Here is a 14,626-nt window from a genome sequence, read left to right on the forward strand (position 1 = left end):
CTGCGTCCTATTTCGCCTTGACGACGGGATAAAGCCCCTCGGGCCGCCACATCAGCACGCCGACCATCAGCGCGATGGTGGAGACGAGAGCGACCTTGGGGGCGAGGAATGTCATGTAGTTGGAAAGCAGTCCGACAAGCACCGCGCCGATGAAACAGCCCTCGATGGAACCGAGCCCGCCGATGATGACGACGATGAAGACCAGCACCATCAGGTCCGATCCCATATGCGCGGTGATGGTCTCGTTGTAGAGACCCCACATCACACCGCCGAGGCCGGCCAGCGCGGAACCGGCCATGAACACGACCAGGAACAGCCGGCGGATGCGGTAGCCGAGCGCCTCGACCATCTCGCTGTTCTCCACGCCGGCGCGCACCAGCAGGCCGACCTTGGTGGATCTCAGAACGTGACGCATGCCGAGAAACAGCACGAGGCCGATGGCAACGGCGAACAGCCGGTATTTTTCGATCACCGCGTCGAAGACGATGACCGAGCCGCGCAGCGTTTGCGGCCGGGCGACATGGATCGCATCCGGTCCCCACACAACGTGGATGAGTTGCTGGGCGACGATCAGCCCGCCCATGGTCACCAGGATCTGCTTCAGGTGATGGCCGTAGACAGGCGCGACGATCACCCGCTCGAAGGCGAGGCCGAGCACGCCGGTGACAGCCATGGAGGCGAGGATCGCCAGAAAGACGGCGGCGAGGTTCATGATCACCGTGGGGTTCTCGGTCCAGCCGGCGAGCCAGGCGAGAACCGTGAAACCGACGAAGGCGCCGACCGAGACGAAGGCGCCATGGCCGAAGTTGATCACGTCCATCAGTCCGAAGACGACCGTCAGCCCGGAGGCCATGATGAAGATCATCAGTCCCATGGCGAGGCCGGCCACCGTCAGCGTCAGCCAGATCGCCGGATCGCCCACGGCGATGAGCCCGACAAGCGCCATGACGGGCGCAAGCAGCAAGGGGGCGGCCTTGCGCAGCCGGTCGCCGGCGGAGGCGGCCACCAGCTTGGGTCGGATCGCGGTCTCGCTCATTGGTGTACCTCCAGGCTCAGTCCCATAAGCCGTTCCTGCATTTCGGCGTTGCCGGCAAGCGCGGACATCGCACCGGCATGCACGACGCGGCCGTCGTCCATCACCGACACGGTGTCACCGAGCGCGGAGGCCATGGCGAAATTCTGTTCCACCAGCAGGATGGTCGTGTCGGTTTCCCTCAACTCCTCGAGCGCGCGCGTCATCGCTGTGACGATGGCGGGCGCAAGCCCCTTGCTCGGCTCGTCGATCAGGATCAGCCGGCGCGGCTCGATGATGGCGCGCGCAACCGCGAGCATCTGCTTCTGCCCGCCTGACAGGGTGCCGGCGGGTTTTTCCCAAAAGGTTCCGATTGGCGGGAACAGCGCTTTGATCCAGGCAAGGCGGGTCGGCTCGAACGGACCTTGCGTTGCCGCAAGCTGCATGTTCTCCCCGACCGTCAGGTCGGAAAAGATCCCCATGTTCTCCGGCACATAGGCAATGCCGGCGCGCGAGATCGCAGGCGTCGGCGTTTCGCCGATCGCGCGCCCGTCAAAGCGGATCTCGCCGGCGCTCGGGCGCAGAAGCCCCATGATGGTGCGCAAGGTGGTGGACTTGCCGGCGCCATTGCGGCCCAGAAGCACGCTGACCCCGCCGCGCGGAACCACGAGGTCCACCCCTTGCAGGATGTGGTAGGGGCCGATGTGAGTGTGAACGCCGGACAGCGTCAGCAGCGGCTCAGCCATGGGCGCTCTCCCCCGCCTGTTTCGCTGCCGGTTCCGGTGCCTTGCCGAGATAGGCTTCCTGGACGATGGCCGAACGCATCACTTCGCCCGGCTCGCCGTCGGCGACCAGTTCGCCGTTGTGCAGCACGATGATGCGGTCGGCGAGCGAGCGGATCACGTCCATCTTGTGCTCAACCAGCAGGATCGTGCGGTCATGATCGCGCTTGAGTTCGCGGATCAGGTCGAGGATGACGGGAACCTCGTCGACACTCATACCCGCCGTCGGCTCGTCGAACATCAGCACCTGGGGCCCGAGCGCGATCATCAGCGCCACTTCCAGCTTACGCTGGTCGCCGTGCGGCAGGGCGGAGACCGGAAGGTCGCGCTTTTGCAAAAGGTTCACCTCGGCCAGAACGTGATCGGCGCGTTCGGTGAGTTCGACATGGCTGTCGGCGCGCGAGATGAGGTCGAAGCCGCGATTGGCTCGCGCCTGCACGACGAGGCGGACGTTCTCGCGCACGCTCAAGGTGGGAAACAGGTTGGTGAGCTGAAAGGCGCGCCCGATGCCGCGCGTGCAACGTTCGGCGACACTCAGCCGGGTGATCGTTTCCCCGTTGAGGTGTACGTGGCCCACGCTCGCCTTGAGCTGTCCCGAGATCAGGTTGAAATAGGTGGTCTTGCCGGCGCCGTTCGGCCCGACGATGGCGGTCAGCGTGCCGCGCTGGAACGCGCAGGAGACATGATCGACCGCGACATGACCGCCGAAGCGGATCGTCAGGTCCTGCGTTTCGAGCACCGGCGGCTCGACGGGGTGCGCCCGCCCGGCTGGGTCTTCGCGCATCACGGCTGCATCTCCGGAAGAGGGCGGAGAAACGGCGGCTCGGCCGCCGTCTCATCGTGCCAAAAGACGGGAAAGGGAGACGGCGCGCACGCCGCCTCCGCAAGCGGCGGGACGTCAGCGTCCGTTGCGCACGGGGATCGACATGTCCTCGATCTTCAGTTCGCGCACGAGCTCTGGAATGCCCCATTCGACGTCCGGCTCGACCCGGATCTTGAAGTGGTACATAGACTGCAGTGCCTGGTGATCCTCGGCGCGGAACATCATTGTGCCCTTGGGCGTCTCGAAGGACATGCCTTCCATCGCCGCGATCAGCTCCTCGGTGTCCGTGGAGCCCGCCTTGCGGATGCCATCCACCACGGCGATCGCCGCCGTCATGCCGCCGGCGGTGAAGAAGTCCGGCGGCGACTGGAAGCGTTTCTCGTGCTCGGAGACCAGCCAGTCGTTTGCCGGGTTTTTCGGGATCTCGTGATAATAGTAGGTCGCGCCTTCCATGCCGGGCAGGGCCTTGTAGGCCTTCATCGCCGCCAGGATGTTGCCGCCGGTGGCGATCTCGATGCCGAGCCGGTCCGGTTCCATCGCCTTGATCTTGCCGATGGGATTGTTGCCGCCGGCCCAGATGATGAAAAGGAACTTGCGGCCTTCGATGTCCTTCATCGCATCGAAGATGCGCTGGGCGCTCGCGGTGAAGTCCTGCGTGTCGGTGGGGGCGTATTCCTCGAAGGCGAGCGTCGCGCCGGTGCCGGCAAGCGCTTCCTTGAAGGCGGCGACGCCGTCGCGGCCGAAGGCGTAGTCCTGCGCCAGCGTCGCGATGGTCACACCGTCCTGGCCGAGCGCCACCGCATTGGCGATCGCGTCCTGCGAGGAATTGCGCGCCGTGCGGAAGATGTAGCGGTTCCAGTTCTCGCCGGTGATGCTGTCGGCGACCGCCGGCTCGACGATGAGAAGCTTGCCGTATTCCTCCGCGACCGGAAGCATGGCGAGCGCGACACCCGACGAGACGGGTCCGACGGCAATATCGACCTCGTCGTCGCCATAGGCCTCGGCAAGGGCTGCACGCGCGATGTCCGGCTTGAGCTGGGTGTCTTTCTCGATCACGACGATCTTGCGGCCGTCGATCTCCATCGTGCCGTCGGTCGCATATTCCAGCCCCATCATGAAGCCGGTGTGGGACTGTTTGGCATAGGCCTCGAGTGCACCCGTCTTGCCGTAGACATGGGCGATCTTGATGTCGTCGGCCATGGCCGGCGCGCCCGCGAGCGCGGCCGCGACAAGCGCGGCGGCATATATCTGTCTCATGATTTTTCCTCCCGTTCGACGTCCGGTCGGCGCTTTGCATGAGCGGATCGCGGCGTCTGACAATATATGACGCATGATTCATGTTTCATGTCAATTCGGCTGCCCGGGCTTGCGGATCGCCTCGCGCTGTCGGTGCCCGGCGCGCGACCGTGCGAACCGGTCATGCGCTCGGATCATGTGACGGGTCATGTGGCGGGGAAAGTCGCGTCAGGTCACCCAATGCAGTGAAGCGTGATGGCCGTCACATCGGATCTTGAGATTTGCTTCTATCTTCAAAGCATAGGCGGACGACAGAGCCGCAAGGGAAGTTCAAACGGAAGCTCTTACAGAGGGAATGAAGTCATGATGAAGAAAATCGCAGTCACCGGGTTCGCACTTGCCCTGACCGCCGGCGCCGTGCTGGCAACGGGATCGACCGAAGCCGAGGCGAAGAAGTGGCATCATCAGAACGGCTGGGCCGCCGCCGGCGGGTTTGTTGCCGGTGCCGTCATCGGATCCGCTTTGTCGCAGCCGCGCTATGTCGAGCCGGCCCCGCGCTATGTCCCGGCGCCGGTCTACCATGGCCGCCCGGCCCCCTGGACACCCGCGTGGTATCGCTACTGCTCGTCGAAGTATCGCAGCTTCAATCCGGACACCGGCTACTTCCTCAGCTACTCGGGTCGCTACAAGATGTGCCGCTGATCGTCGATCCGGCCGGACTGAACAAAGGGCCGGGCGCACCGGCCCTTTTTCATGCCTGAACCGGCTCGAAGGCGATGTTGTCCCGATTGTGGCTGTTACTGGCCTGGAGTCCGGGAGGTTCCGCCGTGCGATGCGAAAACCGTCCGGTTCCGCCCTGTTTCCTTGGCCTGGTAAAGCAGTCGGTCGGCGCGGGAAAGGGCTGCATCCATCTTTTCGTGGGCATCGAATTCGGTAACACCCAGCGACAATGTCACCGCGATATCATGCCCGTTGACGGTGACCGGTGTCGCGCAAAGAGATTTGCGCATTTGCTCGGCGAGCGTGATGGAGACGGATATGGGCGTGTCCGGGAGGACAATGAGAAACTCTTCGCCGCCAAGCCGCCCGAAGAAATCGGTTTCGCGCAATTGCTCCTTGATGCGGCGGCAGAATTCCTTCAGCGCCTCGTCGCCGGCAAAATGCCCATAGGCATCGTTGACGGCTTTGAAATTGTCGATGTCCAGGATCATCAGGCCGAGCGCCTGACCGCGTTCGCGTGCATCGTCCCCGCGATCGCGTGCGGCGGACAGGATCGCACGCCGCGACATGGTTCCGGTCAGTTCGTCGCGATGCGCGAGTTCATAGAGCTCGGCCTGTCGGTCCTTCAGTTCGGTGATGTCGACGCGAAATCCGACCGTTCCACCGTTCGGCAGGCGCTTTTCCAGAACCCGGACCCAGCGTCCGTCCGGCAGAAGCTGTTCCACCGACCCGGTCGGATTGGCGTGGGCGGTCAGGCGCTCCGCGATCCACGCGTCTTCCTGGCCGATGGCTTCGGGGTATTGCCCGCAGCGGACACCTTCCCGGATGATTTCCTCAAATGTCCGGCCGGGCTGGATGACATGGGCGGATTTCGGATAGGTTTCTCGATACTGTTCGTTGCAGATCGTCAAACGGTCGTGATGGTCGTAAAGAACGAAGCCGTCGGGAAGCGTTTCGATCGCTTCCACCATCACCTTCCAGGCATCGCGCGCGGCGTGCACGGCATGATCATGCTGGATTTCGCGGGCGGCCAGTTGCGCGGCATCCTTCAGGGCGTTCCGGTCGATTTCCGTGGCGCCGACGGGACCCCGGCTTGCCAGATACAATGCGCCAATGGCGGTGCCGGCGTCGTTGCGTAGCGCGATGCCGGCGAACAAGCCCAGTCCGAGCGCTGTCATGTCCACGGCAGGGTCGGTGATCGATCCGGCGGCACTCTCGCACAGAACCACCGGTTCCGCACTTGTCAGAACGGTTTCCGCGAGATCGTGGGCGGCGTGGCTCAGTCCCTCGCAGGGGCCTACGGAAATGAAAGTCGATCCGTCATGTGGAGCAACCAGTGTCACGAAGACGCAATCGACGGATAAAAGCCGCTTGAGAAGTCGGAGCACGGGCCGCAGCAATGCCTTTGTGTTGCCGGTGTTTGAAGCCGAGGGGCGTTCGGATGCAGCTGTGATGTCAATTGCGGAAGGCATCTTCTTGGGTGTGGTTTTGCTGATAACCAAGACGTTTGATCCCAACACGCAAAAACCGGGAATTCGGAAAAATACCCTCTCCGAACAGCTGTAGGGTGAGAAGGTAAATGTTCGATCAATCCGCGCGGTTACATTTGAAATTCATAAAATATATTTGCCCAAAATATGAATAAGCCGCCGTATTTTCATTCCCGGTGCAAGTTTTTCATTGTGAAATTGGGGCGCCTCTGCGTGATCCAAAGCGGATCCATGACCCGGCAGCCAGGCCTTTCGGTGTCACGCGTGGCTATCTCTCGCGGGCCAATCGGACTTGCAGTGCATTGGCCGCTGCACGCCCTGTCGCGAAACATCCCTGCAAGAGGTAGCCGCCTGTTGGCGCTTCCCAGTCGATCATCTCGCCGGCCACGAACACACCGGGTCTGTCCTTGAGCATGTAGCCATTGTCGATCCCCTCCCATGCGATCCCGCCGGCCGAAGAGATCGCTTGCTCCAGGCCCGTCATCCCGGCAACCGGAAGCGGCAGCGCCTTGATGCGGGCGGCCAGGGCTTCCGCGTCTTGCGGCCGCTCCCCCGCTTCGCGCAGCAGCGCAACCGCTGCCGGCGCGAGCCCGGTGCTCTTTCTTACATGATTTGAAACGGAGGCCTTGCCGCGGGGGCGCGAAAGCCGTGTGGCAAGCGCGTCTGCCGTTAGGTCAGGCCGCAGGTCGAGGGTGAGCGTCGCGGCGACGGTGGTGTCCGCCAGGGCGCGACGAATGTCGGGGCTGAGCGCGTAGATGCCGCCGCCTTCCAGGCCGTGCTCGGTAATCATCGCCTCGCCGCGGATCGTGTGATCGCCTGCGCTCAGGGCGATCCGCTTCAGCGGCGCCCCTTGAAAGCGGGTGGCGAATTGCGCCGACCAGGCGATTTCCACGCCGCAGTTGGACGGGGCAAACGGCGTGCGCGCGATGCCGGCGGCGTCTGTGGCCTTCGCCCAGAGACCGTCGCTTCCAAGCCTTGGCCAACTCGCGCCGCCAAGTGCAAGAAGCACAGCGTCCGGCGCGGGACAGTCTTTCGGCCCTTCGGGCGTGTCGAACAGCAACGCACCATCGTTTCCGAATCCCGTCCAGCACCATCTGGTGCGGATCGAAACTCCATTGGCATTCAGTCTCCCGAGCAGGGCCCTCAGCAGCGGCGAGGCCTTCATCTGGCGCGGAAACACCCGGCCGCTCGATCCGACGAAGGTCTCGATGCCGAGATCCGCGCACCAGGTCCTGAGTGCCTCCGGCGGAAACGCCTCGAAGGCGGCCCTCAGTCGCGGCTCCGCCTCCCGGTAGCGTGACAGAAAGACCTCCGCCGGTTCGCTATGGGTCAGGTTGAGTCCGCCGCGTCCGGCCATCAGGAATTTTCGCCCGACAGAGGGCATTCTTTCGTAGATCGTCACCCCGACGCCCCGGGCCGACAGGCTGTCGGCGGCGATCAGCCCGGCCGGCCCGCCTCCGATGATTGCGACATTTGGGGGAGAGGTGGTCATTCCGGCGGTTCCTGTCTCGCGCTTTTTGCCAGCAGCTCGGCTTCATAGGTCTTGGCCAGACGCAAAAAGCGCGTATAGGCGAAATTCGTCGAGATCACGAGGCCCCACCAGCCATAAAGCGCGTAACGACGCAGCACATAGGCTTTCAGAAAAGCGAGCGGAAACTCCGTCACGAGCCGCCAGCGGCCGATCCGCCGTCCGCGCGCGGCCATGTCGTCCGCCTGCATGGTGGAATAGCGGTTCATTTTCTCAACGTGGAAAGCAACGGAGCGAATCGAGCGATGCGCCATGGCACCCTCGAGCTGCGCGATGGCGGCGCCTTTCGGCGGACGCACGGTGTCATGCACGGGAGAGGCGGAAAAGCGCCCCTTGGTGCGGTCGTAGAGCCGGATCTGGTTGTAACCGTAGGCCCAGGCTGCGGGCCCTGATTCGTGAGCGAAAACATCGCGGATGCGAACCCTCCAGAACGGCGCTCTTTCAAGCGCGCCACACGCCGCGAGGGTCTTGATCTCCTCGGCAAGCGAAGTCGTCGCCGCTTCATCGGCATCCAGATTGAAAAGCCAGTCGTTGCGACACTGGTCCTCCGCAAAGCGCTTTTGCGCGCCGTAGCCCGGCCACGGATTGACGAGAACCCGCGCGCCACGCGATTCGGCCCTGCGCACCGTTTGGTCCGTTGAACCGCTGTCGACCACGATCACCTCGTCGGCGAATGATTCGACGCTGCGAATAGCCCGCGCGATCCGGTCTTCTTCATTATGCGCTATTATAAAGACGGAGATCGGCGGTGCGGCGGTCATGTAGGTCAGCCCTTGTCGCGAAACCATCAGCCAAATCACGGCTGCGCGGGATCCTTAGCGGGTTCGCGGGGCCGGGTTCAAGCGATTGCGGGCCTGGATGCCGGCAAAGTGGCGTGTCGGTGCGAATTGATGCGGAAAACCGGTGTTTGGCGGAATTCAGGGCTTTCCACGCCGAAAGTGCTAACGGGGTCTTAACGAGGTGTCACCGCAAAGACACACTGTGTCCGTCCAGTGCCTTCTAGGGGCATTTGCCGGTTGCGAGGCGGACGCCCCGTCGCTTAAAACAAACTCGAGCTCGCGGGGAAGCTTGCTCAACTCTTCATCTCCTCTTGGCCAACGGGGCCTTGCAGGAAACAACGACGAGGTCAGGAAATGAACATCAAGAGCATCCTGCTCGGCGCTTCCGCAGCTGCCCTGGCAGCCACGGGCGCACAGGCCGCCGACCTTCCGGTCGCACCGGAGCCGGTCGACTACGTTCGCGTTTGCGACGCTTTCGGCACGGGCTTCTTCTACATCCCGGGTACCGAGACCTGCCTGAAGATCGGTGGCGGTGTCCGCGCTGAATTCCGCATGTTCGACGTGCTCGACAACGGCGGTTCCGCTTGGGACGCACGTACCGACGACAGCACCGGCATGCGTGCTCGTGGCTACATGAACTTCGACAGCCGCACCAACACCGAGTATGGCCTGCTGCGCACCTACGTGGCTGCGTACATCACGGTCGACAACTCGGGCGCCGCTGGCCTGACGCTTGACGAAGCCTTCATCCAGCTCGGCGGTTTCGTCGCTGGTCGTACCGGTTCGTACTTCGACTTCTACACCGGCGACAACTGGGGTTCGGTCCTGAACCAGGGCTTCTCGGATAACGGCGACGTCAACCTGTTCGCCTACACCTTCCAGTTCGGCAACGGCTTCTCGGCTTCGGCCTCGGTGGAAGTTGGTTCGGACCGTCGCGCCAACATCTTCGATCAGGGCGCTGCGCCTGTGGCTATTGCTCCGGCAGCTAGCGTGAACGGCTACGGCGGCGACAAGGTTCCGGATTTCGTCGCAAACCTGCGCGTCGATCAGGGCTGGGGTTCGGCTCAGATCATGGGTGCCCTGCACCACGTCTACGGCCGCAATCTGGCCGCTGCTGAGACCGTCGGCGGTGTATTCCTGCCGGGCAAGGGTAAGCTCGGCTACGCGATCGGCGCCGGTGCCACGTTCAACCTGCCGATGATCGCAGCTGGCGACAGCTTCTCGATCCAGGCAGCCTATGCGAACGGCGCAATCGGCTACGTGAACGCCAACTTCGCGTCTGCTTCGTTCTCCGACGCTTCCTACAACGCTGCTGGGTCGCTCAAGACCTCCAGCGCATGGGGCATCGGTGCAGGCTTCACGCACTTCTGGACCCCGGCGATCTCCACGTCGATCACCGCGAACTACTCGCGTCTCGACCAGGCTGCTGGCGGCCCGGACTTCAACGAAATCAACGTTCAGGGTAACGTTGGCTGGCGTCCGGTTTCCGGCCTCTATGTCGGCGCCGAGCTTGAGTACCGCAACCGTGACTTCTCCACGGCTGGCGTTGCTTCCGACGACGCTCTGGTCGGTATCCTCCGCGTGCAGCGCACGTTCTAATTCAATCCTCACGGATTGGATGAAAGCCCGGCGGGAAACCGCCGGGCTTTTTCTTGTCTGGTGCAATCCGGACGCTGCATCATGAAAAGGGCCGCCCGGTATCCGGGCGGCCCTTTCCCGTTTCGGTCGCGTTTCAGCGGTTGGCGGGATCTGCCTGGTCGGGTGCAGGTGCGCACTCCAGAGTCCCGGGGTGCGATGATGAATTGGTGACAATCGTAATATATTGAAAATAATAAGATAATTGATTTTGTTTGACGTATTGGTAAAAATAATTGCTTGCGCGTTTTGCGCCAAGGTGGAATCCTCGTCGCCGATCCGATTGTCTCTTTCCAATCTGCCGCCGGTGCCGAACCGGAGCGCGGTGCGGAAGCGCGACCAACTGGGAGTAAGCAGATGACCGCTGCCATTGTGGGCTGGGCCCATACGCCGTTTGGAAAACATACCGAGGAAACCGTCGAAAGCCTGATCGTCAAGGTTGCGCGCGACGCTCTTTCGGATGCGGGACTCGATGCAGCCGATGTCGACGAGATCGTGCTTGGTCACTTCAACGCAGGCTTTTCCGAACAGGACTTCACCGCCTCGCTGGTGCTTCAGGCCGATCCCGCCCTGCGTTTCAAGAAGGCGACACGGGTTGAAAACGCCTGTGCCACCGGATCGGCCGCCGTGCACCAGGGAGTGCGCGCGGTCACCTCCGGCGAGGCGCGCGTCGTGCTCGTGGTCGGTGTCGAGCAGATGACGACCACCCCCGGGCCGGAGATCGGCCGCAATCTGCTGAAGGCGTCCTATCTTCCCGAGGACGGCGATACGCCGGCCGGCTTTGCGGGCGTGTTCGGCAAGATCGCACAAGGTTATTTCCAGAAATACGGCGACAAGTCCGATGCGCTTGCCGCCATTGCCGCAAAGAACCACAGAAACGGCGTGAACAATCCCTACGCGCAGATGCGAAAGGACCTCGGCTTCGACTTCTGCCGCACCGAAAGCGAAAAGAACCCCTTTGTCGCCGGTCCGTTAAAGCGTACCGACTGCTCGCTGGTGTCCGACGGCGCGGCGGCGCTCGTGCTCACCGATGTCGAAACGGCACTTGGCCGCGACAAGGCGGTGGCCTTCCGCAGCCTCGCGCATGCGCAGGACTTTCTGCCGATGTCGAAGCGCGACATCCTGAGTTTCGAGGGCTGCGGCGCGGCCTGGACCCGGGCGCTCGACAAGGCCGGGCTTGGCATCGAAGACCTCTCCTTCGTCGAGACCCATGACTGCTTCACGATCGCGGAACTGATCGAATATGAGGCGATGGGGCTGACGAAGCCGGGCGAAGGCCATCGCGCGGTCCTTGAAGGCTGGACCGAGATGGGCGGAAAGCTGCCGGTCAATCCGTCCGGCGGGCTGAAATCCAAGGGCCATCCCATCGGCGCGACGGGCGTGTCGATGCATGTCCTGAGCGCGATGCAGCTCACGGGCCGGGCGGGAGACATTCAGGTCAAGGGCGCGGAGCTTGGCGGCATCTTCAACATGGGTGGTGCAGCCGTCGCCAATTATGTGTCGGTGCTCCAGCCCCTGCGCTAGGCGGTATTCACGGCCTGCGAGGGCCGAGACGGAAGGCGTGCTTTGCCGCGCCTTCCGGTCATCCGGTGACGATCGTTGGGTCCGCACCCTAGATCAGGCTTGCCTCCATCTGGCGTGCAAGATCGAGCAGGTCGAAGGCGATCACGTCCCAGGCATCGGCCGGGGCCAGATCGGACGTCTGGGCCTTGCCGAACTCCTTCGGTCTTGAGAAGAACGCTGTCTTCAGCCCGGCCGCGCGGGCAGGGTCGAGATCCCTGTTGTGGGCGGAAACCAGCATCGTCTCGCCAGGGGCCAGTCCGACCGCGGCCGCAGAGCGGGTGTAGACCGAACCTGCCGGCGGATACCTGCGCGCGATGTCGGCGCCAAGGATCAGGTCCCACGGCAGGCCGGCGCTCTTGGCAAGCCAGGTCATCATGGAGATCGAGGCCGGGTTGCACGGTGCGATCACATATTCGCGCCGCAGCGAGCGCAATCCGGGGACGCTGTCCGGCCAGGGACGCAAATGTTCCCAGCTCTTCTCCAGTGCCGCTTTCTCCTTGCTCCCGACTCGGTGCGTGAGATCGGCGTCCGCGAGCACCTTTTCCAGCGCATCGCAATGGATGGCGTCGAGCCCCGTATATTCAGCACCGTCGGCAGTGTCGCCGGAGTTTTCGGCGAGCCGGGAGGCAATCTCCGCGCGCCAGGCGTCGGCAAGGTCCAAAGGCTTGATATCGGATCCGGATTTGGCGAAGGCCTGATCGAAGGCGTTTGCAATGCCACTTCTCCAGTCAACCACTGTCCCGAAAACGTCGAAGAAAATTGCTTTGACCACGGCATTTACTCATATCGGATTAAGGGATGACTCACGTCAGAATGCATGTCTGAGGTTGCTTTTTTCAATTAATCAACCTTGAGTCTATTTTAAGAGTAAAATAATAGCATCACAAAAATTGATTCGGTACGGAAAAGAACTACGCGATGCTTGAAAAATATTATAGACGATGAGCGCTCTCAGTTGATGTTAATTATTTTTATCATCATGAAGCAGGTGTGAAATCTTTTATCTTTTGGTTGTGAGTGACAAAAAGATGCAAGCCCGACTTTGAGTATTTTATTCTCTCCATTGTATTGGAGTACGCGGATTCAAGCAAATCAAGATTGCAAGTATCGTGGCGCTCGACGTCTGTTGTCAGGAGTGCGTGCGCTTTGGTGACGTTGCCTGCGGCGGGATGATTTTTCTCTCTTCGCGGCTGTGATTGAAATGCCATGCCCAGCGCCCGGCGTGTGCAGGCCTTATGTGTTGGCGGTACCCGATGCAGCCGGAGCCTGCTTTTCATGTCACGCCAGAACAGTCGAAAACTCGATGTGTTTCCAACCTTTCAAAAGGTCGCGGGCCGCCGCGCGGTCGTGGTCGGCGGCGGAGAGGAGGCAGCCGCGAAGCTCCGGCTGCTTTCGGAAACCTCGGCTGCGCTCGAGGTGATTTCGCCAACCGTTGACGCGGTGCTGACCGCTGCAATCGAGACGTCCGGTGCGACCTGGCATCGCACGTCGTTTCGCCCGGCCTTGCTGACGGGTGCGGCGCTCGTCTTTGCGGCAAGTGGCGACGAGGCGGCGGATACGGCGGTTGTCAATGCGGCGCGCGTCTTCGGGATTCCGGCAAATGCGGTCGATCGGCCGGAGCTTTGCGATTTTTACGTGGGAGCGCTCGTGAACCGGGCGCCGGTCGCGATCGCCATCACGTCTACAGGTGTCGGTCCGGTGCTGGCGCGCCACATCCGCTCCAGGATCGAGGCGATGCTGCCGTGCGAAACCGGGGATCTTGCCCGTCTTGCCGAAAGTTTCCGCGACACGGTTGCCCGGGTCATCGCGCCCGGCGCGGATCGTCGACGGTTCTGGGCGCGGTTCTTTTCGGGAAGTGTTGCCGCGAACCTCCAGGCCGGCCGCCCGGACATTGCGCGCACGGAGGCGCAGCGTCTCCTGAACACCCGCAACGAGGAACCCGGCTTCGTCTGGCTCGTCGGCGCCGGCCCGGGGGCGGAGGACCTGCTGACCCTGCGCGCCCAGCGCCTGCTCCAGGAGGCCGACGTGATCGTGCATGATGCGCTGGTCCCCGATGCCGTCGTGGCCATGGGCCGGCGCGACGCGGAGCGCATTGCCGTCGGCAAGCGCAAGGGCGCGCATTCCGTGCCGCAGAACGAGATCAACGCGATTCTCGTGCGCGAGGCCTCCGCCGGACGCCGGGTCGTTCGGCTGAAGAGCGGCGACCCGATGGTTTTCGGGCGCGCGGGCGAGGAGCTTGCCGCCCTCAAGGCGGCCGGCATCGGCTGCGACGTCGTGCCGGGCGTGACCGCGGCACTGGCGGCGGCGGCGAGTGCCCGCATTCCGCTGACCCTGCGCGGCGTCGCCTCGCAGCTTGTCTTTGCAACCGGTCACGACAGGGACGGCGACACGCTCCCCGCCTGGGCCGACTTGGCGCTGAACGGCGCGACTGTCGCCGTTTACATGGGTCGCACGGTCGCGGCTCGGGTTGCGGCGCGGCTGATCGGGGCGGGCCTGTCGGCGGGAACGCCCGTCGCCGTGATCGAGAATGCCGCGCAGCGCGACGAGCGTCTGTTCGCGGGCTCGCTCGACGATCTCGGCGCGGTGGGCGCGCGCGATGATATCGACGGGCCCGTTCTGATCGTGGTGGGCGATGTCGTCGCCCACGCGGATCTCGCCGCCAGCCAGCCGCTGTGCCCTGCCGAACCGGCCCGGGCCACGGCGGCCGCGTGACGAACTCACTTTGAAGGGATGCACCGCATGAAGGCACTCACCGCAAACCGGCTGATCGATGGCGAGGTCGTCTGGCTCGGTCGCTCCGGCCGTTGGGTCGAGATGCTGCACTCCGCATGGGTTCTGGAAACCGCCGAAGCGGAAGCTGAAGCGGTGGCCGCCGGCCAGCAGGCCGTGGCCGAGCGGCTGCTCGTGGACCCGTATCTGATCGACTTGCGCCGCAACGACGACGGTATCGAGGCTGTCCGCTTTCGAGAGAGAATTCGTGCGCAGGGTCCAACGACGCGCCGCGATCTCGGCAAACAGGCGCGACGCGAAACCTCGGCCGCGTAACGGCATTGCAGGG

The 14,626-nt window shown here is 63.2% G+C and carries 13 protein-coding genes; 5 read left to right on the forward strand and 8 right to left on the reverse strand.

What is annotated here, in order from left to right; translation table 11 throughout:
• Positions 1–7 precede the first annotated feature (7 nt).
• The 4 genes from BLU32_RS00920 to BLU32_RS00935 all read right to left on the reverse strand — a co-directional run bounded on the left by BLU32_RS00920 (position 8) and on the right by BLU32_RS00935 (position 3,874).
• Positions 8–1,036, reverse strand: a complete 1,029-nt coding sequence (locus tag BLU32_RS00920; RefSeq protein ID WP_093804575.1) for a branched-chain amino acid ABC transporter permease — start codon at positions 1,034–1,036, stop codon at positions 8–10.
• The gene (locus tag BLU32_RS00925) at positions 1,033–1,758 is read right to left on the reverse strand and encodes an ABC transporter ATP-binding protein (protein WP_093804576.1); all 726 of its coding nucleotides are present in this window, start codon (positions 1,756–1,758) and stop codon (positions 1,033–1,035) included. The genes BLU32_RS00920 and BLU32_RS00925 overlap by 4 nt, the downstream gene beginning before the upstream one ends.
• Complete coding sequence (locus BLU32_RS00930; RefSeq protein ID WP_093804577.1) at positions 1,751–2,578, reverse strand: ABC transporter ATP-binding protein; 828 nt, start codon at positions 2,576–2,578, stop codon at positions 1,751–1,753. The genes BLU32_RS00925 and BLU32_RS00930 overlap by 8 nt, the downstream gene beginning before the upstream one ends.
• A gap of 114 nt (positions 2,579–2,692) precedes the next feature.
• The gene (locus tag BLU32_RS00935) at positions 2,693–3,874 is read right to left on the reverse strand and encodes a substrate-binding domain-containing protein (protein WP_172838511.1); all 1,182 of its coding nucleotides are present in this window, start codon (positions 3,872–3,874) and stop codon (positions 2,693–2,695) included.
• A gap of 342 nt (positions 3,875–4,216) precedes the next feature.
• On the opposite strand from BLU32_RS00935, the gene BLU32_RS00940 reads away from it, so the two are divergent.
• Positions 4,217–4,555 carry a BA14K family protein gene (locus BLU32_RS00940; protein WP_093804578.1) on the forward strand — a complete coding sequence of 113 codons (339 nt, stop codon included), beginning with the start codon at positions 4,217–4,219 and terminating at the stop codon, positions 4,553–4,555.
• Positions 4,556–4,650: 95 nt separating this feature from the next.
• On the opposite strand, the gene BLU32_RS00945 is transcribed toward BLU32_RS00940, so the two are convergent.
• The 3 genes from BLU32_RS00945 to BLU32_RS00955 all read right to left on the reverse strand — a co-directional run bounded on the left by BLU32_RS00945 (position 4,651) and on the right by BLU32_RS00955 (position 8,379).
• The gene (locus BLU32_RS00945) at positions 4,651–6,045 is read right to left on the reverse strand and encodes a diguanylate cyclase (RefSeq protein WP_256371436.1); all 1,395 of its coding nucleotides are present in this window, start codon (positions 6,043–6,045) and stop codon (positions 4,651–4,653) included.
• Between the two features lie 286 nt (positions 6,046–6,331).
• On the reverse strand, positions 6,332–7,555 hold the full coding sequence (locus BLU32_RS00950) for a TIGR03862 family flavoprotein (RefSeq protein WP_093804580.1): 1,224 nt from the start codon (positions 7,553–7,555) through the stop codon (positions 6,332–6,334).
• A complete protein-coding gene (locus tag BLU32_RS00955) occupies positions 7,552–8,379 on the reverse strand; it encodes a glycosyltransferase family 2 protein (RefSeq protein ID WP_244501768.1) in 828 nt (275 codons plus the stop codon). The genes BLU32_RS00950 and BLU32_RS00955 overlap by 4 nt, the downstream gene beginning before the upstream one ends.
• 345 nt (positions 8,380–8,724) lie before the next feature.
• Here BLU32_RS00955 and BLU32_RS00960 point away from each other — a divergent pair, with 345 nt between their 5' ends.
• Together BLU32_RS00960 and BLU32_RS00965 are read left to right on the forward strand one after the other, a co-directional pair.
• Positions 8,725–9,969 (forward strand): porin, encoded by a 1,245-nt coding sequence (locus BLU32_RS00960; protein ID WP_093804581.1) that lies wholly within the window; start codon positions 8,725–8,727, stop codon positions 9,967–9,969.
• Between the two features lie 393 nt (positions 9,970–10,362).
• Positions 10,363–11,529 carry an acetyl-CoA acetyltransferase gene (locus tag BLU32_RS00965; RefSeq protein WP_093804582.1) on the forward strand — a complete coding sequence of 389 codons (1,167 nt, stop codon included), beginning with the start codon at positions 10,363–10,365 and terminating at the stop codon, positions 11,527–11,529.
• A gap of 88 nt (positions 11,530–11,617) precedes the next feature.
• Here BLU32_RS00965 and BLU32_RS00970 read toward each other — a convergent pair whose 3' ends face one another.
• Positions 11,618–12,340 carry an HAD family hydrolase gene (locus tag BLU32_RS00970; protein WP_093804583.1) on the reverse strand — a complete coding sequence of 241 codons (723 nt, stop codon included), beginning with the start codon at positions 12,338–12,340 and terminating at the stop codon, positions 11,618–11,620.
• A gap of 503 nt (positions 12,341–12,843) precedes the next feature.
• On the opposite strand from BLU32_RS00970, the gene cysG reads away from it, so the two are divergent.
• Together cysG and BLU32_RS00980 are read left to right on the forward strand one after the other, a co-directional pair.
• Positions 12,844–14,280, forward strand: coding sequence for a siroheme synthase CysG (gene cysG / locus BLU32_RS00975; protein ID WP_093804584.1), 1,437 nt, complete (start codon positions 12,844–12,846; stop codon positions 14,278–14,280).
• 27 nt (positions 14,281–14,307) lie between these two features.
• Positions 14,308–14,613, forward strand: a complete 306-nt coding sequence (locus tag BLU32_RS00980) for a DUF2849 domain-containing protein (RefSeq protein WP_093804585.1) — start codon at positions 14,308–14,310, stop codon at positions 14,611–14,613.
• The last annotated feature ends 13 nt before the right edge of the window (positions 14,614–14,626 follow it).

This window comes from Stappia sp. ES.058 (assembly GCF_900105595.1).
GTDB lineage: Bacteria > Pseudomonadota > Alphaproteobacteria > Rhizobiales > Stappiaceae > Stappia.

Excerpts from the sequence above, each read along its gene's own strand:
- cysG (WP_093804584.1), top strand. The coding sequence starts at position 12,844 with ATGTCACGCCAGAACAGTCGAAAACTCGATGTGTTTCCAACCTTTCAA.
- BLU32_RS00940 (WP_093804578.1), top strand. The coding sequence starts at position 4,217 with ATGATGAAGAAAATCGCAGTCACCGGGTTCGCACTTGCCCTGACCGCC.
- BLU32_RS00920 (WP_093804575.1), bottom strand. The coding sequence starts at position 1,036 with ATGAGCGAGACCGCGATCCGACCCAAGCTGGTGGCCGCCTCCGCCGGC.
- BLU32_RS00945 (WP_256371436.1), bottom strand. The coding sequence starts at position 6,045 with ATGCCTTCCGCAATTGACATCACAGCTGCATCCGAACGCCCCTCGGCT.
- BLU32_RS00925 (WP_093804576.1), bottom strand. The coding sequence starts at position 1,758 with ATGGCTGAGCCGCTGCTGACGCTGTCCGGCGTTCACACTCACATCGGC.
- BLU32_RS00980 (WP_093804585.1), top strand. The coding sequence starts at position 14,308 with ATGAAGGCACTCACCGCAAACCGGCTGATCGATGGCGAGGTCGTCTGG.
- BLU32_RS00965 (WP_093804582.1), top strand. The coding sequence starts at position 10,363 with ATGACCGCTGCCATTGTGGGCTGGGCCCATACGCCGTTTGGAAAACAT.
- BLU32_RS00955 (WP_244501768.1), bottom strand. The coding sequence starts at position 8,379 with ATGGTTTCGCGACAAGGGCTGACCTACATGACCGCCGCACCGCCGATC.
- BLU32_RS00930 (WP_093804577.1), bottom strand. The coding sequence starts at position 2,578 with ATGCGCGAAGACCCAGCCGGGCGGGCGCACCCCGTCGAGCCGCCGGTG.
- BLU32_RS00960 (WP_093804581.1), top strand. The coding sequence starts at position 8,725 with ATGAACATCAAGAGCATCCTGCTCGGCGCTTCCGCAGCTGCCCTGGCA.
- BLU32_RS00935 (WP_172838511.1), bottom strand. The coding sequence starts at position 3,874 with ATGAGACAGATATATGCCGCCGCGCTTGTCGCGGCCGCGCTCGCGGGC.
- BLU32_RS00950 (WP_093804580.1), bottom strand. The coding sequence starts at position 7,555 with ATGACCACCTCTCCCCCAAATGTCGCAATCATCGGAGGCGGGCCGGCC.